We start from the raw sequence: 23,823 nt of genomic DNA, 5'->3' as shown, positions 1-23,823 counted from the left end.
TGGGGCGGGGTTCCCGGAAGGCTCCGAAAGCGAGCAGGACGAAAGATCAGGCCGAGGCCCGGTCCTTGGCAGGAGAGGGGTCGGCGACCGCTCCCGCCTCGGCCGCGGCCTTCGCCGCCGCGATCCGCTCGTCCGCGGCCGCGCGGATCGCGCGCCACGCGGACTCCGCCGCCTGCTGTTCCGCTTCCTTCTTGCTGCGGCCGGTGCCGGTGCCGTACGAGACACCACCGACGCGGGCGGCAGCGGTGAAGGTCTTCTCGTGGTCCGGGCCCTCCTCGGAGACGAGGTACTCCGGGACGCCCAGGCCCTCGGCCGCGGTGAGCTCCTGGAGGCTGGTCTTCCAGTCCAGGCCGGCACCGAGGTTCGAGGACTTCTCGATCAGCGGGTCGAAGAGCCGGTGCACCAGCTCGGACGCCGCTTCGAGGCCCTGGTCGAGATAGACCGCGCCGATCACCGCTTCGAGGGTGTCGGCGAGGATGGACGCCTTGTCCCGGCCGCCCGTGCCCTCTTCGCCCCGGCCGAGCCGGATGAAGGAGCCGAGGTCGAGTCCGCGGCCCACGTCCGCCAGTGCACGAGAGTTGACCACCGCGGCCCGCAGCTTGGCCAGTTGGCCCTCGGGCAGGTCGGGGTGGGTGCGGTACAGCGTGTCGGTGACCACCAGGCCGAGCACGGAGTCCCCGAGGAACTCCAGGCGCTCGTTGGTGGGCAGACCGCCGTTCTCGTACGCGTACGAACGGTGGGTCAGCGCACGCACCAGAAGGGCGGACTCGAGCGTGTAGCCGAGCCGCCCTTCCAGAAGCGTGTGGGACGAGGCATGGTCCGTCTTGTCGTCCGTCTTGCGGGACTCAGACATTGCGCCTCTCACCAGCCCAATCAGACCGAGAGGACCTGGCGCTTGTTGTAGGTGCCGCAGCTCGGGCACGCGATGTGCTGCAGCTTCGGCTCCTGGCAACGCTCACACGAAACCAGGGTGGGGACCGCAGCCTTCCACTGCGACCGGCGGTGGCGCGTGTTGCTGCGCGACATCTTCCGCTTCGGAACAGCCACGGCTACTTCTCCTGCTTCTCGGCGGCGCTTCGGACGTCCCCGTCAGAGGCTTTGCCGCTCATGTTGTCCTTCTCATCGGTTCCCAGCGAACCGGCGAGTCCCTGCAGTGCCGCCCAACGGATGTCGACGGCGTCGTGGTGGTGGTCCGGGTTCTCGTTCAGGTTGGTTCCGCACTCGGAACACAGGCCCGCACAGTCCTCCCGGCACACCGGCTGCATCGGCAGTGCGAGCACCACCGCATCACGCAGCACGGGTTCGAGGTCGAACATGCCGTCCTCGAGGGGGGTCATGTCCTCTTCGCCCTCGGTCTCGTCGTCCGCGGCCGCCCTGGAGCGGCCCCGGTCGTCGGACTCGGGGTACGAGAACATCTCCTGGAAGTCCACGTCGAGCTCCAGCTCGACGGGCTCCAGACACCTTACGCACTCCCCCTCGGCCGATGCACGGGCGGTGCCTGTGACAAGCACCCCTTCCATGACCGACTCAAGACGGAGATCGATGTCGATCGGGGAGCCCTCGGGCACTCCGATCACTCCTTCGACGCCCATGGCCGCGGGGGCCTCGACCGATCGCGAGAGCCGCTGCAGGGCACCAGGACGCCGCCCCAGCTCGTGCGTGTCGAACACGAGGGGGTTGCGGTGGTCGAGGCGCGTGCTCAGGGCTCTTCCTGCTTTCGGATCGTTCTGCGTCGTGGAAGGTTCGTGGGCTGCCGACCGTGGGCAGCACGGGTCACGGGCATACGCGTGACCGAAGAGCCAGGATACTGGACGCTTCGCCCAGGGCCCAATCCGGGCCCTTCGCCCGTTCCCGCGCCCGCTCGTCTACTGCTGCTGCCCCTGGTCGTACTGCTGCTCGTAGCGGCGCAGCTGGTCCAGGTCGATCATGCTCGTGTCGAAGAAGCTGGTCTCGTCGAGCGCGGCGGCCTGCTGGGGCTGGTGGGCCGGCGGGGCCGGCTGCTGGTACGCGTAGGGGTCCTGCTGCTGGTACCCGTACGGGTCGGCCGGCTGCTGGTACGCGTAGGGGTCCGGCTGCTGCTGGACCTGCTGGTACCCGTAGGGGTCCTGCTGGTAGCCGTACGGGTCGGGCTGCTGCTGCGGCGGGTCCGGGACGTGCGCCGGGGTCTGCGCCGGAGTCTGCGCCGGGATCGGGGCCGGCTCCGGGTCGGAGAGTTCCGCGAGGCCGGCCAGGTAGTCGGCGTCGCTGGTGTGGACCGTGCCGCCGAGGCCGTCCTGGGCGGCCATGTGCTCGCCGAGGGCGTCGGTGGCGGTCCGGCCGTGCAGCTTCTGCCGGCCCCGCCCGACGGCCTCCAGGGTCTTGCTGAGGACCGCCTCGAAGGCGCCCAGCTTGGCGGCGATGAAGTCATCGGCCCCGTCCGCCCGGTGGATCAGGGTCTGCGGGTCGGCGCTGTACTCGGGGGCGTCCTCGTCGGCGTAACCGTCCGGCCCGAGCCCCGGCCCGCGGCCGAGGAGCTTCTCGCGGCCCCGGTCGACGGAGCCGATGGTCTTGTTGAGGACGACCTCGAAGTTGGCGAGCTTGGAGTCGACGTAGTCGTCGGCCTCGGCGCGGATCTCCTCGGCCTCGCGGCGGGCCTCGGAGAGGATCCGGTCGGCCTCCTCCTGCGACTGCCGGGCGACCTGGGTGTCGGAGACGATCGAGCCCCGCTCGGCGTGGGCGGCCTCGATGATCCGGTCGGCCTCCCGGCGGGCCTCCTCGACCATCTGCTCGCGGCCGCCGATCAGCTCCCGGGCCTGGGCGAGGGAGCCGGGCAGGGCCTCCCGCACCTCTTCGAGCAGGGCGAGCAGCTCGGCGCGGTTGACCACGCAGGATGCCGACATGGGCATGGAGCGGGCGCCCTGCACGGTCGCCACGATCTCGTCGAGCTTCTTCTGCACGTCCACCTGGTGCTCGCCACTCTCTACAGCCGGTTGGAGAAGGACGGGACGACTGTAAGGGCAGTCGGCGCCCGTCCGACACCAGGTGACGGAGCGTCAGCGGCGGTGGCCGCGCGTCACTTCTGCGCGAGCCGTTCGGTCAGGCGTCCGAGGACCAGCGGCGGGACCAGGTGGGAGACGTCGCCGCCCCAGGCCGCGACCTCCTTGACCAGGGAGGAGGAGAGGAAGCTGTACGTCGGGTTGGTGGGGACGAAGAGGGTCTCCACGCCCGAGAGGCCGTTGTTCATCTGGGCCATCTGCAGCTCGTAGTCGAAGTCGCTGACCGCGCGCAGGCCCTTGACGATGGCGGGGATGTCGCGCTGCTTGCAGAAGTCGACGAGCAGGCCGTGGAAGGACTCCACCCGGACGTTGCCGAAGTCGGCGGTGACCTCGCGGATCAGCTCGATCCGCTCGTCGACCGTGAAGAGGCCCTTCTTCGACTGGTTGATCATCACGGCCACGTGTACGACGTCGTACAGCTTGGAGGCGCGGGCGATGATGTCGAGGTGTCCGTTGGTGATGGGGTCGAATGACCCCGGACAGACGGCGCGGCGCAACGTGGGTCCCTCGCTCTCCGGTCCGGTCATCGTGCGTCTTCGCACGTAGAGGCGGCGCGACCGTACCAAAACGTTCCCTCGCCGTAACGACGGGCCCGCAGTGGCTCGAAACCGGCCGGCCAGCCGAATTCTCCGCCTCGGGTGCTGCGCTCCACGGTGACGAGGGCATCCTCGCTCAGCCAGCCCCCCGAGCGCAGTGTGAGGAGAATCTCCCGGAGACCGGCGTCCTCGACGGCGTACGGCGGGTCGAGGAAGACCAGGTCGTACGGGTCGGCGGGGGCCGGTCCGGTCACGATCTGCTCGGCCTTGCCGGTACGGAGCTCCGCGCCCGGCAGGCCGATCGCGCGGACGTTCTCCCGGATCGTCCGGGCGGCGCGGGGGTCGGCCTCGACGAGGAGGGCGTGGGCGGCGCCCCGGGAGAGCGCTTCGAGGCCGATGGCGCCGGAGCCCGCGTACAGGTCGGCGACCCTGGTCCCGTCGAGGGTGCCGAGGAGCGCCTCCCAGGTGGAGAAGAGGCCCTCGCGCGCCCGGTCGGAGGTGGGGCGGGTGCCGTTGCCGGGCGGCACGGCCAGGCGCCGGCCGCCGGCCGTGCCGGCGATCACGCGGGTCATCGGTGTCCTCGTCCTGCGTCGTCCAGTGCGTACGTCCAGTGCGTACGTCTCAGGATATGGCCGCGGTCGGACCGGTGGACGGTCAGCCCTTCTCCAGGTACTCCTCCCGGTCCTCGTCGAGGAGGGCGTCGAGGGCGGTGCGCAGGCCCGGGTGGACGCTGAGGTCCGGGTCGGCGAGGACGAGGGCGGTGGCCTCCTCGCGGGCGGCGGTGATGACCTCCTCGTCGTCGATGACGGTGAGGACCCGCAGGGAGGAGCGGACGCCGGACTGGGCCTGGCCGAGGACGTCGCCCTCGCGTCGCTGTTCGAGGTCGATGCGGGAGAGCTCGAAGCCGTCGAGGGTGGAGGCGACGGCGCCGAGGCGCTGCCGGGCGGGGCTCGCCTCGGGCATCTCGGTGACGAGGAGGCAGAGGCCGGGGGCGGAGCCGCGGCCGACGCGGCCGCGGAGCTGGTGGAGCTGGGAGACGCCGAAGCGGTCCGCGTCCATGATGACCATGGCGGTGGCGTTGGGGACGTTGACGCCGACCTCGATGACGGTGGTGGCGACGAGGACGTCGAGGTCGCCGGCGGCGAAGCGGCGCATGACGTCGTCCTTGTCGTCGGGGTGCATGCGGCCGTGCAGGACGGCGATCCGCAGGCCCGTGAGGGGGCCGGTGCGGAGCTTCTCGGCGACGTCGAGGACGGCGAGCGGGGGCCGCTTCTCCGCGTCGTCCTCCGCGGACGCCCTGGGCTTCTTCTTCTGGTCCTCCTCGTCCCCGATGCGGGGGCAGACCACGTACGCCTGGTGTCCGTTCTCGACCTCCTCGCGGACCCGTTCCCACGCGCGCGCGAGGAAGTGCGGCTTGTCGGCGGCGGGGACGACGTGGCTGGCGATCGGGGAGCGGCCGGCGGGCAGCTGGTCGAGGACGGAGGTCTCCAGGTCGCCGAAGACGGTCATGGCGACCGTGCGCGGGATGGGCGTCGCGGTCATGACGAGGAGGTGCGGGGGCTGCTTGCCCTTGCCGCGCAGGGCGTCGCGCTGCTCGACGCCGAAGCGGTGCTGCTCGTCGACGACGACCAGGCCCAGGTCGTGGAACTGCACCTTGTCCTCGATCAGGGCGTGCGTGCCGATGACGATCCCGGCCTCCCCGGTGACCAGGTCGAGGAGGGCCCGGCGGCGGGCGGCGGCGCCCATGGACCCGGTGAGCAGGACGACCTTGGTGGCACGGTCCGCACCGCCGAGCATCCCTCCTTCCGCCAGCTCGCCCATCATCTCGGTGACGGAGCGGTGGTGCTGCTGGGCGAGGACCTCGGTGGGCGCGAGCATCGCGGCCTGTCCCCCGGAGTCGACGACGGCGAGCATGGCGCGCAGGGCGACCATGGTCTTCCCGGATCCGACCTCGCCCTGGAGCAGGCGGTGCATGGGGTGGTCGGTGGCGAGGTCGTCGAAGATCTCCGCGGACACCTTCCGCTGGCCGTCGGTGAGGGTGAAGGGGAGCTTGGCGTCGAAGGCGTCGAGGATGCCGTCGGGGGCCGGCTTCCGGGGGACGGCGGGCAGCTGGGTGTCGGCGTGCCGGCGGCGGGCGAGGGCGACCTGGAGGACGAAGGCCTCGTCCCACTTGAGCCGGTCCCGGGCGGCGGCGATGTCGGCCTTGGTGCGGGGCCGGTGGATCATCCGCAGGGCGTCGGGCAGTTCGGCGAGGCCGCGGCCCTCGCGCAGGGCGTCCGGGAGCGGGTCGACGGCGTCGGTGACGCTCGGCAGGACCGCGTCGACGGCCTTGGCGATCTTCCAGGACTCCAGCTTGGTGGTGGCCGGGTAGATCGGGATGAGGGCCCCGGCCCAGACGTCCACGGCCTCCTCGCGGTCGCCGCGCAGGAGTTCGTACGACGGGTGGGCGAGCTGGAGGCGCCGGTTGAAGAGCGAGACCTTGCCGGCGAACATCGCGCGGGTGCCGGGCAGCAGGTCCTTGTGCGGCTTGTGCACGCCCTTGCCGAAGAAGACGAGCTGCACGCGGCCGCTGCCGTCGGTGATGGTCACTTCGAGGCGCTGGCCGCGCCCCTTGGAGCCGTTGAAGGTGAGCACACGGGCGTCGGCGACCTGCGCGACCACCGTGACGTGCTCGTCGAGCGGCAGGTCGGAGAGGGTGGTCAGCTCCCCCCGCTCGGCGTACCGGCGGGGGTAGTGGTGCAGCAGGTCCCCGACCGTGTGCAGGTCGAGCGCCTCGGCCATGACCTTGGCGGTGGCGGGGCCGAGGGACTTCTTGAGTGGTTCGTCGAGCGCGGGCACGCGTTCCATTGCACACCACGGGACCGACAGTCGGGGCGAGGCCTGTGGACGACCTCCGGGAGCGGCGCCTATTCCACCCCGATGAGCAGCGGCGGAGCCTCCGCGCCCGCGTGGTACGTGGTGGTGTCGACGGCCAGGTAGCCGCGCCGGACGTGGCGTTCGAGGTCGGCGGCGAGGCCGGGCGGGGTGTCGTCGGCGACGACGAGGGTGACGAGTTCGCCGCCCGCCGAGAGCATCCGGTCCAGGACGGTGCGGGCGGTCTCGGTGAGGTCCTGGCCGATGACGGCGACGTCGCCCTCGATGAGGCCGAGGATGTCGCCGGCCTGGCAGACGCCGGCCGAGGTGAAGGAACGGTGCTCGGCGACGGCGAGTTCGGCGTAGCGGGTGGCTCCGGCGGCGGCCGTCATGGCGACGACGTCCTCGTCGAAGCGCCGGTCGGGCTCGTGGACGGCGAGGGCGGCGATGCCCTGGACGGCGGCCCGGGTGGGGACGAGGGCGACGCGGATGCCCTCGGCCCTGGCGCGTTCGGCGGCCGCGGCGGCGGTCTCGCGCAGGTCGGTGTCGTTGGGCAGGAGGACGACCTCGCGCGCGTGCGCCCGCCGGAGGGCCTCGACGAGTTCGTCCTCGGCGGGGGGCTCGCCGGGGCGGGTCCGGACGGTGGTCGCGCCGGCCTCGGCGCAGAGCCCGGCGAGGCCCTCGCCGGGGACGACGGCGACGACCGCGCGCCGGACGCGGGGCGCGTCTCCGGCGGGGCCGATGGGGCCGGTGGGGCCGGGGCGTCCGGCGTGCCCGGCGGCCCTCTCCTCCCCGTCCCCGTGGCCGTCCCCGTGTCCGGCTCCGTGACCGCATCCGCCCCCGCGGCCCTCCCCGCCCCCGTCGCCGGTTCCGTGCACGGCCCCGCGCCCGGCCTCGTACCCCGCCCCGTAACCGGCCTCGTACCCGTCCTCCCGGGCCGGGGCGGTGGTCCCGGTCGGCGTGGTGGACGCGAAGTGGGTGATCCGGATGCGGTGGGGGCGGCCGGCCTCGACGCCGGCCTCGACGGCGGCGCCCGCGTCGTCCGCGTGCACGTGGACGTTCCAGAGCCCGTCGCCGCCGACGACGACCAGGGACTCCCCCAGGGCGTCGAGGCGGGAGCGCAGCAGTTCGACGGCCGTGTCGTCGGCCTCCAGGAGGTAGATCACCTCGTAGGCGGGCCCGTCCTCGCCCGCGCACTTCTCGCGGGGGGCGGCCGACGGGAGCGGCGCGGCCCCGGGCCGGTCCGGGTTCCGTCCGGTGACGGTCTCCAGGAGGGCGCCGAGGACGGCCACCAGGCCCCTGCCGCCCGCGTCCACGACCCCGGCGCGTTCGAGGACGTCCAGTTGGCCGGAGGTGGCCGCCAGGGCGGTCGCGGCGCCCTCGTGGGCGACGCGGGCCACCTCCACGAGCGTGCCGCCCGCCGCGCACGCCTCGGCGGCGGCGCTCGCCACGGTGAGGATGGTCCCCTCCACGGGACGGGCGACGGCCCGCCGGGCCGCGCGCGCGGCCTCGGCGAGGGCGCGGGCGAGGTGATCACCGTCACATCCGTCGGCGAGGACGGTCGCCGTGCCGCGCAGGAGCTGGGAGAGGATGGTCCCGGAGTTGCCGCGGGCCCCGAGGAGGGCGCCGTGGGCCATGGCCCGCACGGCCTCGGCCGTGTCCGGGCGGGAGGCCGCGAAGACCGCTTCGACGGCCCGGTGGGCGGCTTCCGCCGTCAGGTAGAGGTTGGTGCCGGTGTCCCCGTCCGCGACCGGATAGACGTTGATCGCGTCGATCTCCTCGCGCTCCCGTCCGAGGGCGTCGAAGGCCCTCGCGCACCAGGTCCGGACCGCTTCGGCGTCGAGCTCGACGAGCTCCTCGCCAGGCTGAAGGGCTCGCGACAACGGGGGGTCCTCCTTCGGCGGTGAGCTCACCGCAGGGTAGACCGGAGGTGTCCCGGGCGTGACCGGGGCCCGGGGCGGGGCCGGCGGGGAACATGGTAGTTTCGTTCCACGGAAGCAGGCGTTGTATGCTGCTTCGGTTGCCCGGTTCAGTCCGGGCCGTTCCCCGGCAAGCCACTTCAGACTCCTGATTCCGGTGCGCCGGTTTTCACTGTAATTCTGAAGTCTTTGGAGTGACCCGTGGCTGCCAACTGCGACGTCTGCGGCAAGGGGCCGGGCTTCGGCAACAACATTTCGCACTCGCACCGCCGTACGTCCCGTCGCTGGAACCCGAACATCCAGCGCGTGCGTGCCGTGGTCGGTCGGACGCCGAAGCGGCTCAACGTCTGCACCTCGTGCATCAAGGCCGGCAAGGTCTCGCGCTAACCGCGACGTTCCGTCGTAGCGCAGCCCCTGCGGTTGCCTTGAGAGGCCGGTTCACCTCGGTGAACCGGCCTTTTGCCATGCCCTGAGGCAGGTTTGCCGTGCCCGGGGATCGGTACGGGGCGGGTCCGGGAGCCGTCGGCGCCCCGGACCCCTCGTGCCGCTCAGTCCCTGAACCGCCAGCCGTGGTCGACCGGGCCTATGCCCGCGCCCAGGGCGAATCCGGCGCCGATGGCCCCGGTCACGTACTCCTTGGCCTCCCGCACCGCCTCCGGCACCGTGCGTCCCTTGGCGAGCCCGGAGGCGACCGCCGAGGCGAGCGTGCAGCCCGTCCCGTGGGTGTGCCGGTTGTCGTGGCGCGGGGCGCGGAGCCAGTGCTCCTCCTCGCCGTCGGTGAGCAGGTCCACGGCCTCCCCGCCCGTGGGCAGGTGCCCGCCCTTGATCAGGACCCAGGCCGGTCCGTACGACAGGATCCCCTCGGCGGCGTTCCGCATGTCGCTCTCGTACACGACGTGCACGCCCGTGAGCTGCGTCACCTCGTCCAGGTTGGGCGTGGCGACGGTCGCGAGGGGCAGCAGCTTCGTGCGGACGGAGTCGAGCGCGGACGCGGCGAGGAGCGGGTCGCCGTGCTTGGAGACCCCGACCGGGTCCACGACGACGGGCGCTCCGGTGTCCGCGAGGAGTTCCGCGACGGTCTCCACGAGCGGGGCGGTGGCCAGCATGCCGGTCTTCACGGCCCGGACGCCGATGTCGTCGACGACGGACCGGTACTGGGCGCGCACGGCCTCCACCGGCAGTTCCCAGACGCCCTGGACGCCCCGGGAGTTCTGCGCGGTGACGGCGGTGAGGACGCTCATGCCGTGGACGCCGAGCGCCAGCATCGTCTTCAGGTCGGCCTGGATGCCGGCGCCGCCGCCGGAGTCGGACCCGGCGACGGTGAGGACGAGCGGAGGCGCGGCGCTCACTCCGTCTCCCCGAAGTGGTCCCAGCCGCCGACCGCGTGCCAGGGCGCGCCGTCCACGGTGACCTGGGGCAGCGCCGAGGGGTTGAGGACCTCGCCGATGACCTTCCAGCGGGCGGGCAGCTTCACGTCCGGCGGGAAGGTGGCGACGATGGCGTGGTCCTCTCCCCCGGTGAGCACCCACTGCATGGGGTCGACGCCGACGGCCTGGCCGATGTCGTTCATCTGGGTGGGGATGTCGATGAGTCCGGAGCGCAGGTCGATGCGGACCTTGCTGGCCTCCGCGATGTGGCCGAGGTCCGCGATGAGGCCGTCGCTGACGTCGCACATGGCGGTGGCGCCGAGCCCCGCGGCGGCCGGGCCCGCGTGGTACGGCGGTTCGGGCCTGCGGTGCGCCTCGACGAAGGCGCGCGGGGAGCGGAAGCCGCGCGAGAGGACCGCGTACCCGGCGGCGGACCAGCCGAGCCAGCCGGTGTAGGCGACGACGTCGCCGGGCTGCGCGCCGCCCCGGGTGACCGGGTCGTGGTTGCGCAGGTCGCCCAGGGCGGTGATGGAGACCATGATCGTGTCGCCGCGCACGACGTCGCCGCCGACCACGGCCGCGCCCGCGACCTGACATTCGTCGCGCAGGCCGTCCATGAGTTCGGTGGGCCAGGTGACGGGGAGTTCGGCGGGGACGACGAGGCCGAGGAGGAGCGCGGTGGGGACCGCGCCCATGGCGGCGATGTCGGCGAGGTTCTGCGCGGCGGCCTTGCGGCCGACGTCGTACGCCGTCGACCAGTCGCGGCGGAAGTGACGTCCTTCGAGGAGGATGTCCGTGCTGGCCACCACGCGCCGGTCGGGGGCGGAGACGACCGCGGCGTCGTCGCCGGGGCCGATCCGTACCGCCGGGGTGGAGGTGAGCCGGGACGTGAGCTCTCTGATGAGCCCGAACTCGCCCAGCTCTCCGACTGTGCCCTTCACCGCGTCTCACCTCGTGTCTTCGTGCCGGCCGGCGGGCGGGGGCGCGTCCGTGCGCGCCGCGGGTCGCGGGCCGTCACCGTGCTGGGTACCGTCAAGTAGACCGTCAACTTCTGTCCTGCGTACGCCACGCCCCGGGTGCGCCGGGACGCGCGGGTCTCCCCGTGGCCCGCGGCGACGCGGTACCGTGGCGTCCCTTTCTCCCACAAGATCCTCGTGGTCGCCCTGGAGGTTCCGTGGTACAGGCGTACATCCTCATTCAGACCGAGGTGGGCAAGGCGTCGACCGTCGCCGACACCATCTCCAAGATTCCGGGGGTGCTCCAGGCGGAGGACGTGACCGGTCCGTACGACGTCATCGTGCGCGCGCAGGCGGACACGGTCGACGAGCTGGGCCGCATGGTGGTCGCCAAGGTCCAGCAAGTGGACGGCATCACGCGCACCCTCACCTGCCCGGTCGTTCATCTGTAGCCCCCGTCTACGCTTGGCCGGTGACGTCTTCCCACCGGCCCTTCGGCCTGCCCGCCGCCGTCGCGGCCGCCGTGCTGCTGCTGGCGTCCGCCGGCTGTTCCGCGTCCGGCGCCTCGGCGTCCGTCGCGGTTCCCAGCCCTCCCGCGGAGGAGGCCGCCCTCTGCCAGGCGCTGGCGAAGGAGCTGCCCGACACCGTGGCGGGGCTGGAGCGGAGTGACCCGGAGCCCGGCTCCGAGTTGACCGCCGGGTGGGGTGACGGTGCGATCGTACTGCGCTGCGGAGTCCCCCGGCCCGAAAAGATGAGCGATCCGAAGGCGCAGGGCGTCGAGGTGAACGGGGTCAACTGGATGCTGGAGCGTCCGGAGGGCTCCGGGCCCCGGTTCACCTCGGTGTACCGGAAGGCGTACGTCGAGGTGAGCCTCGACGCGCGGTACGAGCACGACGCGGGACCGCTCGGCGATCTCGCCGCTCCCGTGGCGGAGACGGTCCCGTGCGCGCTCGCGGAGGAGTGCTCCTGAGGCCGTCCGGACGTGCTCGCGGAGGAGTGCTCCTGACGCCGTTCCGGACGTGCCCGGGAAGGTGCGCTCCTGACGCCGTCCGGACGTGCCCCGGGAGCCGGTCGCGCGTGCGCGTCCGGCTCCCGGTCGCGGTCCGCTAGCGCAGGCCCGTGGAGCGGGTCAGCGCGGCCTGGAGGAGCCGGTCGACCAGCTCGGGGTAGCTGACGCCGCTCTCCTGCCACATGCGCGGGTACATGGAGATGGGCGTGAAGCCCGGCATGGTGTTGATCTCGTTGATGACGAAGTCGCCGTCCTCGGTGAGGAAGAAGTCGGCGCGGACCAGGCCCTCGCAGGAGACGGCCTCGTAGGCGGCGACGGCGAGGCGCTGGATCTCGGCGGTGGCCCCGTCCCCGATGGGCGCGGGCACGATGCCGGAGGCGGAGTCGATGTACTTCGCCTCGAAGTCGTAGAAGTCGTGGTCGGTGACGGGCGGGATCTCGGCCGGGACGCTGGCGCGCGGGCCGTCCTCGAACTCCAGGACGCCGCACTCGATCTCGCGGCCGCGGACCAGCGCCTCCACGATGACCTTGGGGTCGTGGCGGCGGGCCTCCTCGATCGCCTCGTCGAGGCCGGAGAGGTCGTCGACCTTGGTGATGCCCACGGACGAGCCGCCGCGGGCGGGCTTCACGAAGAGCGGCCAGCCGTGGTCGGCGGCGAACTCGACGATCTTCTTGCGGGCGGCGGCCGGGTTCTGCTCCCACTCGCGCGGCCGGACGACCTCGTACGGGCCGACCGGGAGGCCGAAGGAGACGAAGACCCGCTTCATGTACTCCTTGTCCTGGCCGACGGCGGAGGCGAGGACGCCGGCGCCGACGTAGGGGACGCCGGAGAGTTCCAGGAGTCCCTGGAGGGTGCCGTCCTCGCCGTACGGGCCGTGGAGCACGGGGAAGACCACGTCGACCTCGCCGAGGGCGCGCGGCACGGCGCCGGGCTCGGCGAGGACGACCTCGCGGTTGGCGGGGTCGACGGAGAGGACGACGCCGCCCTGCTCGGACTCGGCGAGGTCGGCGACGTTCGGCAGGGCGCGGTCGGCGATGGCCATGCGCTCCGGGGCGTCGGCGGTGAGCGCCCAGCGCCCGTCCGTCGTGATGCCGATGGGCAGCACGTCGTACTTGTCCCGGTCGATGGCGCTCAGGACGGCGCCGGCCGTGACGACGGAGATGGCGTGCTCGGAGCTGCGTCCGCCGAAGACGACGGCCACGCGCGGCTTGCGGGGGCTCTGGGTGTTCTCGCTCATATCGCGATGAGGGTACCTTGCGGTTCCCGAACTCCTGAGCGCCCCGCCGCGCGCGCGTCCGAGTCGTCCGGGCTCGCGCGGACTCGCCCCGGTACCCGGTCTCCGGCCCCCGGGTCAGCGGCGCTCGGACTTCGCCGAGCGCGACATGAGTTCCTTGAGGGCGACGATCGGCGGCTTGCCCTCGTGGACGATCGAGACGACCGTCTCGGTGATCGGCATGTCGACGCCGTGGCGGCGGGCCAGATCGAGCACGGACTCGCAGGACTTGACGCCCTCGGCGGTCTGCCGGGTGGCCGCGATGGTCTCCTGGAGGGTCATCCCGCGGCCCAGGTTGGTGCCGAAGGTGTTGTTCCGGGAGAGCGGCGAGGAGCAGGTGGCGACCAGGTCGCCGAGGCCGGCGAGGCCGGCGAAGGTGAGCGGGTCGGCGCCCATGGCGAGGCCGAGCCGGGTGGTCTCGGCGAGGCCCCGGGTGATGAGCGTGGCCTTGGAGTTGTCGCCGAGCCCCATGCCGTTGGCGATGCCGACGGCGAGGCCGATGACGTTCTTCACGGCCCCGCCGAGCTCGCAGCCCACCACGTCGGTGTTGGTGTACGGGCGGAAGTACGGGGTCATGCAGGCGGTCTGGAACCGCTGGGCGACCGTCTCGTCGACGCAGGCGACGACGGCGGCGGCGGGCTGCCGGGAGGCGATCTCCAGGGCCAGGTTGGGGCCGGAGAGGACGGCGACGCGCTCGGCGGGGACGTCGGCGACCTCCATGACGACCTCGCTCATCCGCTCGGCGGTGCCGAGTTCGACGCCCTTCATGAGGGAGACGAGGACGGTGTCGGGGGCGAGCAGCGGCTTCCAGGCGGCGAGGTTGCCGCGGAGGGTCTGGGAGGGGACGACCAGGACGGTGAAGTCGGCGTCCGCGGCGGCCTCGGCCGGGTCGGCGGTGGCCGTGATCGCGCCGGGGAGTTCGATCCCCGGCAGGTAGTCGGGGTTGGTCCGGGTGGTGTTGATCTCCTTCGCGAGCTCGGCGCGGCGGCCCCAGAGGCTCACCTCGCACCCCGCGTCGGCGAGCACCATGGCGAAGGCGGTGCCCCAGGACCCGTTGCCGAAGACGGCTGCCCTGGTCATTTGGCGCCCCCTTCGGCGGCCTTGCGCCGCTGTTCCAGGCGGGCCCTGCGGTGGTCGTACGGTTCGGCGGGCGCCTTCTCGCCGCGGACCTCCTCCAGGAGGGCGGTGATGGCGGCCATGATGGTCTCGGTGGCCTCGCGGAGCACCTCGGGCGTGGGTTCGAGCCCGTGGAAGCGGGAGAGGTCGACCGGCAGACCGGCCTGCACGATCAGCGTCTTGCGGGGGAACAGCCGGAACTTGTTCTCCTTGGCGTACGGCGGCATCGCGAGGTTCGCGCCCCACTGGGCCACCGGGATGACGGGGACCTTGGTGAGCAGCGCGACGCGGGCGGCGCCGGTCTTGCCGGCCATGGGCCACATGTCGGGGTCGCGGGTCAGGGTGCCCTCGGGGTAGAAGGCGACGCACTCGCCGCGCTCGATGGCGGCGACGGCGGCGCGGAAGGCGTCGAGGGCGTCGGTCGTCTCGCGGTAGACGGGGATCTGCCCGGTGCCGCGCAGCATCGTGCCGACGAAGGAGCCCTTGAAGAGGGCGGCCTTGGCGAGGAAGCGGGGGACGCGGCCGGTGTTGTACTGGTAGTGCGCGTAGGAGAGCGGGTCCAGGTAGGAGTTGTGGTTCACGGCGGTGATGAATCCGCCGTCGGCCGGGATGTGTTCCGTGCCGCGCCAGTCCCGCTTGAACAGAACCACCAGGGGGGGTTTGGCGATGACCGCCGCGAGGCGGTACCAGAAGCCGATTCTGCGGCGGGGCACGCGGACACCTTTCTCCGGGACTGGCTGGCAGGGGGTCAGTGTCGCCCCATGCTCCTGCTCTGTCGAGTGACACCGTACGCCCCGGCCCCTCCGGCGGGCCGCACGGGCGGGACAGAATGGTCCGCGATGAACACCGATGCGGACGACGGCTGGTCCCTCGTCGTACCCCTGAAGCCCCTTGCCCTGGCGAAGAGCAGGCTGGCCGCGGCGGCGGGCGGGCGGCTGCGCCCCCGGCTCGCGCTCGCGTTCGCCGAGGACACCGTGGGGGCGGTGCTGGAGTGCGCGCGGGTGAGGGAGGCGGTGGTCGTCACCGACGACCCCGCGGCCGGCGCGGCCCTCGCGGCGCTGGGCGCGCGGATCGTGCCGGACGCGCCGGCGGCGGGGCTCAACGCGGCGCTCGCGCACGGGGCGCGGGCCGTGCGGGCCCGGCGTCCGCACGCGCGCGTGGCGGCGCTCAACGCGGACCTCCCCGCGCTGCGCCCGGCGGAGCTGGCCCGGGTCCTGGACGCGGCCCTGGGATTTCCGAGGGCATTTCTCGCGGACGCCGCCGAAATCGGTACGACATTCCTCTCGGCTGCTCCGGGGGTGGAATTGGCACCGGCATTCGGGGGGGCGTCGAGGCGGCGGCATTTGTCGTCGGGCGCGGTGGAAATCCGGCTCGCGGGGGTGGATTCCGTACGCCGGGACGTGGACACCGGGGAGGACCTGGCGGCGGCCCGGGAGCTGGGACTCGGCCCGCGGACGGCCGCCCAATGGCTGCCGGCGGCCGGATAGGCTGCGGTCCATGCAGGCGACCGCGTACACGTACGACCCCGAGACCCGCAGCGGCAGCGTGCTGCTCGACGACGGCACCCCGGTGGAGTTCGGGGCGGAGGCCTTCGAGGCGGGCGGGCTCCTGCTGCTGCGGCCGGGCCAGCGCGTGCGGATCGAGACGGAGCCGGGCGGTCCGGGGGGCGGCCCGCGGATCACCCTGGTGACGCTCCAGACGTTCTGAGCCCTCCGGGGCTGTTCAACGCGCCGCGGGCCGGGCTCCCCGAGGGGAGCCCGGCCCGGCGGATCGTTCCCGCACCGTCCTACTTCTTGGCGGCGGTCTTCTTGGCGGTGGTCTTGCGCGCCGTCGTCTTCTTGGCGGGCGCCTTCGTCGCCGTGGCCTTCTTCGCGGCCGGCGCGGTCTTCTTGGCGGCCGAGGTCTTCTTGGCCGCGGCGGCCGTGGTGGTCTTCTTCGCGGCGGCGGAGGTCTTCTTGGTCGCGGCCGTGGTCGCGGTCTTCTTCGCCGGGGTCGTCTTCTTGGCGGCGGCCGTGGTGGTCTTCTTGGCGGGCGTCGTCTTCTTCGCGGCGGCCGCGGTGGTCTTCGCCGGGGTCGCCTTCTTCGCGGCGGCCTTCTTGGCGGTGGTGGCCTTCTTGGCGGCGGCCTTCTTGACCGTCGCGGAGGCACCGCCGGTGAGGCTGCCCTTGGGGGCCTTCTTGACGGAGACCTCGCCGCCCTTGGGGAGCTTCTTCGAGCCGCTGACCAGGTCCTTGAAGCCCTGACCGGCGCGGAAGCGGGGGACGGAGGTCTTCTTCACGCGGACCCGCTCACCCGTCTGCGGGTTGCGGGCGTAGCGGGCCGGCCGGTCGACCTTCTCGAACGAGCCGAAACCCGTGACGGAGACCCGGTCGCCGGCGACCACGGCACGCACGATGGCGTCGAGCACGTGGTCGACGGCTTCGGCGGCCTGCTGGCGACCGCCCATCTTGTCGGCAATCGCTTCTACGAGCTGCGCCTTGTTCACGTCTTCCCCTTCGGAGACATTGCCAGAACGAAAGTGTTCAAGCTTTTTCGCACGTTAGGCATGTATATACCGCAAATCAAACACGAAACGGTCTAATCACCCTAGTGCCGCAACGCGGAAGAGCCGTTGCGGAGTTCCTGGTGTCAGTCGTCCTCTGGGAATCGGCCCTCGTCGAGGTCCTTCATCAACCGGTCCAGACGCGCAGCCGCGTCCTTGAGATCGTGCTTCGCCGCGGCCGTCACGACCAGCAGCTTCCGGGACAGCGCCATCCTTACGCCCTCCGGGACTTGCAGTGAGCGCACCCTTGTGTGCGCTTCTTTCAATCGGGCGGCGACCGTCTCGTAGAGCTCGAGTTGACTGTCGCGTTCCATGCACCGATTGTGCCATCTGGGGCGAGTTGTCGCCCGACAGGGGCTCAACAAGCGACTGCGCCCCCCACCGGAGGGTGGGGGGCGCAGTCTTGGAAAAGCGCTGCTCAGACCGTAATTGTACGGGGTTTGAAGGAGGGCCTGGCCGCCTCGTAGGCCGCGATGTCGGCTTCGTTCTGAAGGGTGAGGCTGATGTCGTCGAGTCCGTTCAGGAGGCGCCAGCGGGCGTTCTCGTCGAGCTCGAAGTCGGCGTCGATCCCGGCGGCCAGGACCTTGCGGCGCTCCAGGTCGACGGTGACCTCGGCGGTCGGGTCGGCCTCGGTCAGCTCCCAGAGCGCGTCCACCGTCTCCTGCGGCAGGACGACGGTCAGCAGGCCGTTCTTCAGCGAGTTGCCGCGGAAGATGTCGGCGAAGCGGGAGGAGATCACGGCCTGGAAGCCGTAGTTCTGGAGCGCCCAGACGGCGTGCTCGCGGGAGGAGCCGGTGCCGAAGTCGGGGCCGGCGACCAGGACCGTGGCGCCCTGCCGCTCGGGGCGGTTGAGGACGAACGCGGAGTCCTTGCGCCAGGCCTCGAAGAGACCGTCCTCGAAGCCGTCGCGGGTGACCTTCTTCAGCCAGTGCGCGGGGATGATCTGGTCGGTGTCGACGTTGCCGCGGCGCAGCGGGACGGCCCGGCCGGTGTGCGTGGTGAAGGCTTCCATGGTTCCTCAGACTCCCGCGGGCGTGGCGACGTCGGACAGATCGGCCGGAGAGGCCAGATGGCCCAGTACGGCGGTGGCGGCGGCGACCTGGGGCGAGACCAGGTGGGTCCGGCCGCCCTTGCCCTGCCGGCCCTCGAAGTTGCGGTTGGAGGTGGACGCGGAGCGCTCGCCGGGGGCCAGTTGGTCGGGGTTCATGCCCAGGCACATCGAGCAGCCCGCGTGCCGCCATTCGGCGCCGGCCTCCTTGAAGACCTTGTCCAGACCCTCCTCGACGGCCTGGAGGGCGACCCGGACGGAGCCGGGGACGACCAGCATCCGGACGCCGTCGGCGACCTTGCGGCCCTGGAGCAGGTCCGCGGCGTTGCGCAGGTCCTCGATGCGGCCGTTGGTGCAGGAGCCTACGAAGACGGTGTCGACCTTGATGTCGCGCAGCGGCTGGCCGGCGGTCAACCCCATGTACTCCAGGGCCTTTTCGGCGGCGAGGCGCTCCGAAGCGTCTTCGTACGAAGCCGGGTCGGGGACGTTCGCCGAAAGCGGGGCGCCCTGGCCGGGGTTGGTGCCCCAGGTGACGAACGGCGCCAGGGAGGCGGCGTCGATGACGACCTCGGCGTCGAAGACCGCGTCCTCGTCGGACCTCAGGGTCTTCCAGTACGCGACGGCGGCGTCCCAGTCCTCGCCCTCGGGGGCGTGGGCGCGGCCCTCCAGGTAGGCGAAGGTGGTCTCGTCGGGGGCGATCATGCCCGCGCGGGCGCCGGCCTCGATCGACATGTTGCAGATGGTCATCCGGGCCTCCATCGAGAGCTTCTCGATGGCGGAGCCGCGGTACTCCAGGATGTAGCCCTGGCCGCCGCCGGTGCCGATCTTCGCGATGATCGCCAGGATCAGGTCCTTGGCGGTGACGTCCTCGGGCAGCTCGCCGTCGACCGTGATGGCCATGGTCTTCGGGCGGGCCAGCGGCAGGGTCTGGGTGGCGAGGACGTGCTCGACCTGGCTGGTGCCGATGCCGAACGCCAGCGCGCCGAAGGCGCCGTGCGTGGAGGTGTGGGAGTCGCCGCAGACGACGGTGGTGCCGGGCTGGGTCAGGCCCAGCTGGGGGCCCACGACGTGGACGACGCCCTGCTCGACGTCGCCCAGCGGGTGCAGGCGGACGCCGAACTCGGCACAGTTCTTGCGGAGGGTCTCCAGCTGGGCGCGGGAAACGGGGTCGGCGATCGGCTTGTCGATGTCGAGGGTCGGGGTGTTGTGGTCCTCGGTGGCGATGGTGAGGTCGAGGCGCCGCACCTGGCGGCCGTTCTGGCGGAGACCGTCGAAGGCCTGCGGGCTGGTCACCTCGTGCAGCAGGTGCAGATCGATGAAGAGGAGGTCGGGCTCGCCCTCGGCGCGCCGGACGACGTGGTCGTCCCAGACCTTCTCCGCGAGTGTCCTACCCATCGCTTTCCCTCCGGCCGACGTCTACGCCGGCACAACTAGAGACCCGTTTCGCGGGCCGTTGTGCGGCCGCCCCACCAGAGTGACAAGTTCCTCGGGAAATTGAACTTGCGTTTCACAGAGTGAGACGCGAATATCGTTGCATGGACAACTCTAGCGGCGTAGGCGTTCTCGACAAGGCAGCCCTTGTCCTGAGCGCCCTGGAGTCCGGTCCGGCCACCCTCGCAGGACTGGTCGCGGCGACGGGACTCGCACGACCCACGGCACATCGTCTCGCCGTGGCACTGGAACACCACCGGATGGTGGCGCGTGACATGCAGGGCCGGTTCATCCTCGGACCGCGCCTCGCGGAGCTCGCCGCCGCGGCCGGCGAGGACCGTCTCCTCGCGACCGCGGGCCCGGTGCTCACGCACCTGCGCGACGTCACCGGCGAGAGCGCCCAGCTCTACCGGCGCCAGGGCGACATGCGCATCTGCGTGGCGGCGGCCGAGCGGCTCTCGGGCCTGCGGGACACGGTCCCGGTCGGTTCGACGCTGACGATGAAGGCCGGCTCGTCGGCCCAGATCCTGATGGCCTGGGAGGAGCCCGAGCGGCTGCACCGCGGCCTCCAGGGCGCCCGCTTCACGGCGACCGCCCTGTCGGGCGTGCGGCGCCGCGGCTGGGCCCAGTCGATCGGCGAGCGGGAGCCGGGCGTGGCGTCCGTCTCCGCGCCCGTGCGCGGCCCCTCGAACCGCGTGGTGGCCGCCGTGTCGGTCTCGGGCCCCATCGAGCGCCTGACGCGCCACCCGGGCCGCATGCACGCCCAGGCGGTCATCGACGCCGCCGCCCGCCTCTCCGAGGCGCTCCGCCGCAACGGCTGACGCTCCACCGCTCCCCCGTTCGTCCCGGCCCACCGCTCCAACGCCGCAGCGGTGGGCCGGAGTTGTGTCCGGGTCCGGGCGCCGCGGAGACGGCGAAGAGGGGGACAGCGAAGAAGCCCTCCCCCGAAGGGAAGGGCTTCTTCCGTGCGTACCCCCGACCGGATTCGAACCGGCGCTACCGCCTTGAGAGGGCGGCGTGCTAGGCCGCTACACAACGGGGGCCTTGTGGATCATCGTCCACGGTTGCAGATGAGCTCTGCGAGCTGGCCTACCTGGACTCGAACCAAGAATGACGGTACCAGAAACCGTAGTGTTGCCAATTACACCATAGGCCATGGTGGTTAAACCGTACCCCCGACCGGATTCGAACCGGCGCTACCGCCTTGAGAGGGCGGCGTGCTAGGCCGCTACACAACGGGGGCCCTAGCGATCCTGCATCGGGCTCACCGGGAGCTACCCAGGTGATCCCGCGGGAAGGATCTGTACCCCCGACCGGATTCGAACCGGCGCTACCGCCTTGAGAGGGCGGCGTGCTAGGCCGCTACACAACGGGGGCTTTGTGGATGATCGTCCACGGTTGCAGATGAGCTCTGCGAGCTGGCCTACCTGGACTCGAACCAAGACTAACTGAACCAGAATCAGTCGTGCTGCCAATTACACCATAGGCCACCGGGGCAACGTCCCCACCAGGGGGATCCTGCTCGGTTTGCGCTTTCCGGGATCTTGCCTTTCGGCTTGCTCCCCTCGGCGCAGGAAGAACATTACCCGAAGGTGGACCGCGCTCCAAAACGGGTATCCCGGCGCAGCAGGTCGGGGAGGGCGCTCAGCTCCGTGATCCGGTGCAGCTCGGGCCGCCCGCCGGTGTCCGCGCGGTCCAGCCAGATCCCCAGGAGCCCCGCCTCCACCGCGCCCCGGGCGTCGATGTCCGGCTGGTCCCCGACGTACGCCACCTGGTGCGGGGGCAGGCCCAGGGCGGTGCAGGCGGCGTGGAAGGCCTCCGGGGCGGGCTTGGCCACGCCGAGCTCGGCGGCGCACAGGACGGCCTCGAAGCGGTCCCGGATGCCCAGGATCCGCAGCTTGCGCTCCTGGTTGCGGATGCTGGAGTTCGACAGGACCGCGTGACGGTAGTCACGGGCCAGGAGGTCGAGCACGGGCACGGTGTCGGGGAAGAGCGCCCAGGCCGCCTCGTAGTGGACGACGTACCGGTCGAACCAGGCGTCGGCCTCGCCGGGGGTGAGCTCCGGCCTGCCGAGGAAGTCGCGGACCCGGTCGCGGCGCTGGTCCAGGAAGTCGCCGCCCTCCCGCTCGAAGCGGCGCCAGTGGAGGGCGGTGAGCTCCCGCCACCGGTCGAGGGCCGCCTCCACCGAGCCGAACCCTTCGAGGAGCCCCTCGGCCGCGAGGTGGCCGCGCATCCCGGCCGTGTCGGCGGTGGCGTAGTCGAAGATCGTGTCGTCGATGTCCCAGAGGACCGCCCGGATGGTCATGGGGCCACGGTACCGACGGCGGGGACGCGCCGGAGGGCGGCGACCGGAATCCGGTCGCCGCCCTCCTCCCGTACACCGGCGCGGTGCCTACGCGGCGAGCTTCGCCAGGGCCGCGTCGATGCGGGCCAGGGTCTTCTCCTTGCCCAGGACCTCCAGGGACTCGAAGAGCGGCAGGCCGACCGTGCGGCCGGTGACCGCGACGCGGACCGGGGCCTGGGCCTTGCCGAGCTTGAGGCCGTGGGCCTCGCCGGCGGCCAGGACGGCGCTCTTGAGGGACTCGGGGTCGCTCCAGTCGGCGGCGTCGAGCTTCTCGCGGGCGGTGGTGAGGAGCGCGGCGGGCTCGCCCTTCATCGCCTTGTCCCACGAGGGCTGGTCGAAGACCGGCTCGGGCAGGAAGAGGAAGTCGACGTTGGCCGTGATGTCCGAGAGGACGGTCAGGCGGGTCTGGGCGTGCGGCGCGACGGCCTCCCAGGCGGCCCGGTCGAAGTCCTCGGGCGCCCAGGGGGCGTGCGGGGCGCGCAGCCAGGGCTCGCAGGCCTCGGCGAACGCCTTCACGTCCAGCCTGCGGATGTGGTCGGCGTTGATCGACTCGGCCTTCTTGAGGTCGAAGCGGGCCGGGTTGGCGTTGACGTCGGCGATGTCGAACTTCTCCACCATCTCGGGGACGGTGAAGAGGTCCTGGTCGGCGGAGAAGGACCAGCCGAGCAGGGAGAGGTAGTTCAGCAGGCCCTCGGGGAGGAAGCCGCGCTCCCGGTAGAGGTTGAGGGAGGCCTGCGGGTCGCGCTTGGAGAGCTTCTTGTTGCCCTCGCCCATCACGTACGGCAGGTGGCCGAAGGCGGGGATCTCCTTGGCGACGCCCAGCTCGATCAGCGCCTTGTAGAGCGCGATCTGGCGCGGGGTGGAGGAGAGCAGGTCCTCGCCGCGCAGGACGTGGGTGATCTCCATCAGGGCGTCGTCGACCGGGTTGACCAGGGTGTAGAGCGGGGCGCCGTTGGCCCGGAGGATGCCGTAGTCCGGCACGTTCTCCGGGGTGAAGGTGAGCTCGCCGCGGACCAGGTCGGTGAAGGTGATCGGCTCGTCGGGCATCCGGAAGCGGACGATCGGCGTGCGGCCCTCGGCCTCGTACGCGGTCTTCTGCTCGTCGGTGAGGTCGCGGCAGTGGCCGTCGTAGCCGGAGGGGCGGCCGGCGGCGCGGGCGGCCTCGCGGCGCTCGTCGAGCTCCTCGGTGCTGCAGTAGCAGGGGTACGCGTAGCCGCCGGCGACCAGCTTGTCGGCGACGTCCTTGTAGACGTCCATCCGCTGCGACTGGCGGTACGGCGCGTGCGGGCCGCCGATCTCCGGGCCCTCGTCCCAGTCGAGGCCGAGCCAGCGCAGCGAGTCGAGCAGCTGCTGGTACGACTCCTCGGAGTCGCGCGCCGCGTCGGTGTCCTCGATGCGGAAGACCATGGTGCCCTGGTTGTGCCGGGCGAAGGCCCAGTTGAAGAGGGCGGTGCGGACCAGGCCCACGTGGGGGTTGCCGGTCGGCGAGGGACAGAAACGGACGCGGGGGGGTACCCCCTGCTCGAGCGAAGTCGAGAGCTTGGGGGAGTTCGCGTTAGCCACGCTTGATCACCTTATTGGTGAGAGTGCCGATGCCTTCGATGGTGACGGCGACCTCGTCGCCGACGTTGAGGGGGCCGACTCCGGCCGGGGTGCCGGTGAGGATGACGTCGCCGGGGAGCAGGGTCATCGCCTCGCTGATGTGGACGACCAGGTCCTCGATGGAGCGGATCATGTCGCTCGTGCGCCCGAGCTGGCGCTGCTCGCCGTTGACCGTGGCCTGGACGGTCAGGTCGCCGGCCTGCGCGAGGCTCAGGCCGGTCTCCACCCAGGGGCCGAGCGGGCAGGAGGTGTCGAAGCCCTTGGCGCGGGCCCACTGCTTCTCGCGCTTCTGGACGTCGCGGGCGGTGACGTCGTTGGCGCAGGTGTAGCCGAAGATCACGTCCTGGACGCGTTCGCGGGGGACCTCGCGGCACATGCGGCCGATCACCACGGCCAGTTCGGCCTCGTGGTGCAGCTCTTCGGAGAAGGAGGGGTACTCGATGGCGTCGCCGGGGCCGATCACCGAGGTGGTGGGCTTGAAGAAGGCGACGGGCACGTCGGGGACCTCGTTGCCGAGTTCGGCGGCGTGCTCGGCGTAGTTGCGGCCGATGCCCACGACCTTGTTGGGGAGCACGGGCGGCAGGAGCCGTACCTTGCTCAGCGGGACCTTGGTGCCGCTGAGTTCGAAGTCGGTGTACGGGATGCCCTTGATGATGTCGAGGACGAGGCCGCCGGACGCGGCGGACTCGGCAGGTCCCTCGCCCTCGACGGCGCCGAAGGCCACATTGCCGTCGATGGAGAATCTGGCGATGCGCACGAGTGCTGTCGCCCCTCACTTGGTACTGGCTGGAG

At 71.8% G+C, this 23,823-nt stretch carries 26 protein-coding genes and 5 tRNA genes; 6 read left to right on the top strand and 25 right to left on the bottom strand.

Annotation, left to right across the window (positions count from 1 at the left end; all coding sequences use genetic code 11):
- Nucleotides 1-46: 46 nt before the first annotated feature.
- The 8 genes from rnc to ACIP5O_RS07970 form a co-directional block, all read right to left on the bottom strand.
- The gene (gene rnc, locus ACIP5O_RS08005; protein WP_401289889.1) at nucleotides 47-853 is read right to left on the bottom strand and encodes a ribonuclease III; all 807 of its coding nucleotides are present in this window, start codon (nucleotides 851-853) and stop codon (nucleotides 47-49) included.
- A 20-nt stretch (nucleotides 854-873) separates the two neighbouring features.
- Nucleotides 874-1,047, bottom strand: coding sequence for a 50S ribosomal protein L32 (gene rpmF, locus ACIP5O_RS08000; RefSeq protein ID WP_015036448.1), 174 nt, complete (start codon nucleotides 1,045-1,047; stop codon nucleotides 874-876).
- Nucleotides 1,048-1,049: 2 nt separating this feature from the next.
- Nucleotides 1,050-1,703 (bottom strand): YceD family protein, encoded by a 654-nt coding sequence (locus tag ACIP5O_RS07995; RefSeq protein WP_401290189.1) that lies wholly within the window; start codon nucleotides 1,701-1,703, stop codon nucleotides 1,050-1,052.
- Between the two features lie 162 nt (nucleotides 1,704-1,865).
- Nucleotides 1,866-2,942, bottom strand: a complete 1,077-nt coding sequence (locus ACIP5O_RS07990; RefSeq protein WP_401289886.1) for a cell division initiation protein — start codon at nucleotides 2,940-2,942, stop codon at nucleotides 1,866-1,868.
- A 110-nt stretch (nucleotides 2,943-3,052) separates the two neighbouring features.
- The gene (gene coaD / locus ACIP5O_RS07985) at nucleotides 3,053-3,532 is read right to left on the bottom strand and encodes a pantetheine-phosphate adenylyltransferase (RefSeq protein WP_356549163.1); all 480 of its coding nucleotides are present in this window, start codon (nucleotides 3,530-3,532) and stop codon (nucleotides 3,053-3,055) included.
- Nucleotides 3,533-3,558: 26 nt separating this feature from the next.
- Nucleotides 3,559-4,143: a 16S rRNA (guanine(966)-N(2))-methyltransferase RsmD gene (gene rsmD / locus ACIP5O_RS07980; protein WP_401289883.1), complete on the bottom strand. Its 585-nt coding sequence runs from the start codon at nucleotides 4,141-4,143 to the stop codon at nucleotides 3,559-3,561.
- 82 nt (nucleotides 4,144-4,225) lie between these two features.
- A complete protein-coding gene (gene recG, locus ACIP5O_RS07975; protein ID WP_401289880.1) occupies nucleotides 4,226-6,418 on the bottom strand; it encodes an ATP-dependent DNA helicase RecG in 2,193 nt (730 codons plus the stop codon).
- A gap of 59 nt (nucleotides 6,419-6,477) precedes the next feature.
- A complete protein-coding gene (locus ACIP5O_RS07970; protein WP_401289877.1) occupies nucleotides 6,478-8,307 on the bottom strand; it encodes a DAK2 domain-containing protein in 1,830 nt (609 codons plus the stop codon).
- A 237-nt stretch (nucleotides 8,308-8,544) separates the two neighbouring features.
- Here ACIP5O_RS07970 and rpmB point away from each other — a divergent pair, with 237 nt between their 5' ends.
- On the top strand, nucleotides 8,545-8,730 hold the full coding sequence (gene rpmB, locus ACIP5O_RS07965; protein ID WP_003957616.1) for a 50S ribosomal protein L28: 186 nt from the start codon (nucleotides 8,545-8,547) through the stop codon (nucleotides 8,728-8,730).
- A 161-nt stretch (nucleotides 8,731-8,891) separates the two neighbouring features.
- Here rpmB and thiD read toward each other — a convergent pair whose 3' ends face one another.
- Both thiD and ACIP5O_RS07955 read right to left on the bottom strand, forming a co-directional pair.
- Nucleotides 8,892-9,692, bottom strand: coding sequence for a bifunctional hydroxymethylpyrimidine kinase/phosphomethylpyrimidine kinase (thiD, locus tag ACIP5O_RS07960; RefSeq protein WP_356549149.1), 801 nt, complete (start codon nucleotides 9,690-9,692; stop codon nucleotides 8,892-8,894).
- On the bottom strand, nucleotides 9,689-10,651 hold the full coding sequence (locus ACIP5O_RS07955) for a thiamine-phosphate kinase (RefSeq protein ID WP_053644559.1): 963 nt from the start codon (nucleotides 10,649-10,651) through the stop codon (nucleotides 9,689-9,691). Before ACIP5O_RS07955 ends, thiD begins: the two co-directional genes overlap by 4 nt.
- A 233-nt stretch (nucleotides 10,652-10,884) precedes the next feature.
- On the opposite strand from ACIP5O_RS07955, the gene ACIP5O_RS07950 reads away from it, so the two are divergent.
- Entirely contained in the window at nucleotides 10,885-11,118 is a 234-nt protein-coding gene (locus ACIP5O_RS07950) for an Lrp/AsnC family transcriptional regulator (RefSeq protein WP_015036438.1), read from the top strand.
- A gap of 20 nt (nucleotides 11,119-11,138) precedes the next feature.
- The gene (locus ACIP5O_RS07945) at nucleotides 11,139-11,636 is read left to right on the top strand and encodes a DUF3515 domain-containing protein (protein WP_401289873.1); all 498 of its coding nucleotides are present in this window, start codon (nucleotides 11,139-11,141) and stop codon (nucleotides 11,634-11,636) included.
- Nucleotides 11,637-11,772: 136 nt separating this feature from the next.
- Here the strand turns inward: ACIP5O_RS07945 and ACIP5O_RS07940 are convergent, their stop codons facing one another.
- From ACIP5O_RS07940 to ACIP5O_RS07930, 3 genes are all read right to left on the bottom strand, one after another.
- Entirely contained in the window at nucleotides 11,773-12,912 is a 1,140-nt protein-coding gene (locus tag ACIP5O_RS07940) for a D-alanine--D-alanine ligase family protein (RefSeq protein ID WP_401289871.1), read from the bottom strand.
- A gap of 114 nt (nucleotides 12,913-13,026) precedes the next feature.
- Nucleotides 13,027-14,028, bottom strand: a complete 1,002-nt coding sequence (locus ACIP5O_RS07935; RefSeq protein ID WP_125663985.1) for an NAD(P)H-dependent glycerol-3-phosphate dehydrogenase — start codon at nucleotides 14,026-14,028, stop codon at nucleotides 13,027-13,029.
- Nucleotides 14,025-14,777: a lysophospholipid acyltransferase family protein gene (locus ACIP5O_RS07930; RefSeq protein WP_401289868.1), complete on the bottom strand. Its 753-nt coding sequence runs from the start codon at nucleotides 14,775-14,777 to the stop codon at nucleotides 14,025-14,027. The genes ACIP5O_RS07935 and ACIP5O_RS07930 overlap by 4 nt, the downstream gene beginning before the upstream one ends.
- A gap of 126 nt (nucleotides 14,778-14,903) precedes the next feature.
- Here ACIP5O_RS07930 and cofC point away from each other — a divergent pair, with 126 nt between their 5' ends.
- Together cofC and ACIP5O_RS07920 are read left to right on the top strand one after the other, a co-directional pair.
- Nucleotides 14,904-15,551 carry a 2-phospho-L-lactate guanylyltransferase gene (gene cofC, locus ACIP5O_RS07925; RefSeq protein WP_401289866.1) on the top strand — a complete coding sequence of 216 codons (648 nt, stop codon included), beginning with the start codon at nucleotides 14,904-14,906 and terminating at the stop codon, nucleotides 15,549-15,551.
- A 10-nt stretch (nucleotides 15,552-15,561) separates the two neighbouring features.
- Complete coding sequence (locus ACIP5O_RS07920) at nucleotides 15,562-15,771, top strand: hypothetical protein (protein WP_030220621.1); 210 nt, start codon at nucleotides 15,562-15,564, stop codon at nucleotides 15,769-15,771.
- Nucleotides 15,772-15,850: 79 nt separating this feature from the next.
- Here ACIP5O_RS07920 and ACIP5O_RS07915 read toward each other — a convergent pair whose 3' ends face one another.
- The 4 genes from ACIP5O_RS07915 to leuC all read right to left on the bottom strand — a co-directional run bounded on the left by ACIP5O_RS07915 (nucleotide 15,851) and on the right by leuC (nucleotide 19,049).
- Nucleotides 15,851-16,549: an HU family DNA-binding protein gene (locus tag ACIP5O_RS07915; protein WP_401289863.1), complete on the bottom strand. Its 699-nt coding sequence runs from the start codon at nucleotides 16,547-16,549 to the stop codon at nucleotides 15,851-15,853.
- A 143-nt stretch (nucleotides 16,550-16,692) separates the two neighbouring features.
- Nucleotides 16,693-16,920: a hypothetical protein gene (locus ACIP5O_RS07910; protein WP_356549155.1), complete on the bottom strand. Its 228-nt coding sequence runs from the start codon at nucleotides 16,918-16,920 to the stop codon at nucleotides 16,693-16,695.
- Between the two features lie 104 nt (nucleotides 16,921-17,024).
- Nucleotides 17,025-17,618 carry a 3-isopropylmalate dehydratase small subunit gene (gene leuD / locus ACIP5O_RS07905; protein WP_356549156.1) on the bottom strand — a complete coding sequence of 198 codons (594 nt, stop codon included), beginning with the start codon at nucleotides 17,616-17,618 and terminating at the stop codon, nucleotides 17,025-17,027.
- A gap of 6 nt (nucleotides 17,619-17,624) precedes the next feature.
- Nucleotides 17,625-19,049, bottom strand: a complete 1,425-nt coding sequence (leuC, locus tag ACIP5O_RS07900) for a 3-isopropylmalate dehydratase large subunit (protein WP_356549157.1) — start codon at nucleotides 19,047-19,049, stop codon at nucleotides 17,625-17,627.
- Nucleotides 19,050-19,189: 140 nt separating this feature from the next.
- On the opposite strand from leuC, the gene ndgR reads away from it, so the two are divergent.
- The gene (ndgR, locus tag ACIP5O_RS07895; protein ID WP_005311436.1) at nucleotides 19,190-19,906 is read left to right on the top strand and encodes an IclR family transcriptional regulator NdgR; all 717 of its coding nucleotides are present in this window, start codon (nucleotides 19,190-19,192) and stop codon (nucleotides 19,904-19,906) included.
- A gap of 149 nt (nucleotides 19,907-20,055) precedes the next feature.
- Here ndgR and ACIP5O_RS07890 read toward each other — a convergent pair.
- From ACIP5O_RS07890 to ACIP5O_RS07855, 8 genes are all read right to left on the bottom strand, one after another.
- Nucleotides 20,056-20,128: transfer RNA gene (locus tag ACIP5O_RS07890), tRNA-Glu, on the bottom strand.
- 41 nt (nucleotides 20,129-20,169) lie between these two features.
- Nucleotides 20,170-20,241 (bottom strand) — tRNA-Gln (locus ACIP5O_RS07885).
- A 14-nt stretch (nucleotides 20,242-20,255) separates the two neighbouring features.
- Nucleotides 20,256-20,328: transfer RNA gene (locus ACIP5O_RS07880), tRNA-Glu, on the bottom strand.
- A gap of 61 nt (nucleotides 20,329-20,389) precedes the next feature.
- A tRNA-Glu gene (locus ACIP5O_RS07875) sits at nucleotides 20,390-20,462 on the bottom strand.
- Between the two features lie 41 nt (nucleotides 20,463-20,503).
- Nucleotides 20,504-20,575: transfer RNA gene (locus ACIP5O_RS07870), tRNA-Gln, on the bottom strand.
- A gap of 92 nt (nucleotides 20,576-20,667) precedes the next feature.
- The gene (locus ACIP5O_RS07865; protein ID WP_401289859.1) at nucleotides 20,668-21,390 is read right to left on the bottom strand and encodes an HAD family hydrolase; all 723 of its coding nucleotides are present in this window, start codon (nucleotides 21,388-21,390) and stop codon (nucleotides 20,668-20,670) included.
- 87 nt (nucleotides 21,391-21,477) lie between these two features.
- Nucleotides 21,478-22,992 carry a glutamate--tRNA ligase gene (gltX, locus tag ACIP5O_RS07860; RefSeq protein ID WP_401289857.1) on the bottom strand — a complete coding sequence of 505 codons (1,515 nt, stop codon included), beginning with the start codon at nucleotides 22,990-22,992 and terminating at the stop codon, nucleotides 21,478-21,480.
- A complete protein-coding gene (locus tag ACIP5O_RS07855; protein WP_401289855.1) occupies nucleotides 22,985-23,788 on the bottom strand; it encodes a fumarylacetoacetate hydrolase family protein in 804 nt (267 codons plus the stop codon). The genes gltX and ACIP5O_RS07855 overlap by 8 nt, the downstream gene beginning before the upstream one ends.
- Nucleotides 23,789-23,823 lie beyond the last annotated feature (35 nt).

The sequence above is a fragment of the Streptomyces sp. NPDC088915 genome (assembly GCF_044749825.1).
In the GTDB taxonomy this organism is placed as follows: domain Bacteria; phylum Actinomycetota; class Actinomycetes; order Streptomycetales; family Streptomycetaceae; genus Streptomyces.
The sequence above is the reverse complement of the archived record's forward strand: the minus strand, read 5'-3'. Positions and strand labels throughout refer to the sequence as shown.

Coding starts and splice junctions, on each gene's coding strand:
- rnc (WP_401289889.1), bottom strand. CDS start 853: ATGTCTGAGTCCCGCAAGACGGACGACAAGACGGACCATGCCTCGTCC.
- rsmD (WP_401289883.1), bottom strand. CDS start 4,143: ATGACCCGCGTGATCGCCGGCACGGCCGGCGGCCGGCGCCTGGCCGTG.
- recG (WP_401289880.1), bottom strand. CDS start 6,418: ATGGAACGCGTGCCCGCGCTCGACGAACCACTCAAGAAGTCCCTCGGC.
- ACIP5O_RS07940 (WP_401289871.1), bottom strand. CDS start 12,912: ATGAGCGAGAACACCCAGAGCCCCCGCAAGCCGCGCGTGGCCGTCGTC.
- ACIP5O_RS07935 (WP_125663985.1), bottom strand. CDS start 14,028: ATGACCAGGGCAGCCGTCTTCGGCAACGGGTCCTGGGGCACCGCCTTC.
- cofC (WP_401289866.1), top strand. CDS start 14,904: ATGAACACCGATGCGGACGACGGCTGGTCCCTCGTCGTACCCCTGAAG.
- ACIP5O_RS07920 (WP_030220621.1), top strand. CDS start 15,562: ATGCAGGCGACCGCGTACACGTACGACCCCGAGACCCGCAGCGGCAGC.
- ACIP5O_RS07910 (WP_356549155.1), bottom strand. CDS start 16,920: ATGGAACGCGACAGTCAACTCGAGCTCTACGAGACGGTCGCCGCCCGA.
- leuD (WP_356549156.1), bottom strand. CDS start 17,618: ATGGAAGCCTTCACCACGCACACCGGCCGGGCCGTCCCGCTGCGCCGC.
- leuC (WP_356549157.1), bottom strand. CDS start 19,049: ATGGGTAGGACACTCGCGGAGAAGGTCTGGGACGACCACGTCGTCCGG.
- ndgR (WP_005311436.1), top strand. CDS start 19,190: ATGGACAACTCTAGCGGCGTAGGCGTTCTCGACAAGGCAGCCCTTGTC.
- ACIP5O_RS07865 (WP_401289859.1), bottom strand. CDS start 21,390: ATGACCATCCGGGCGGTCCTCTGGGACATCGACGACACGATCTTCGAC.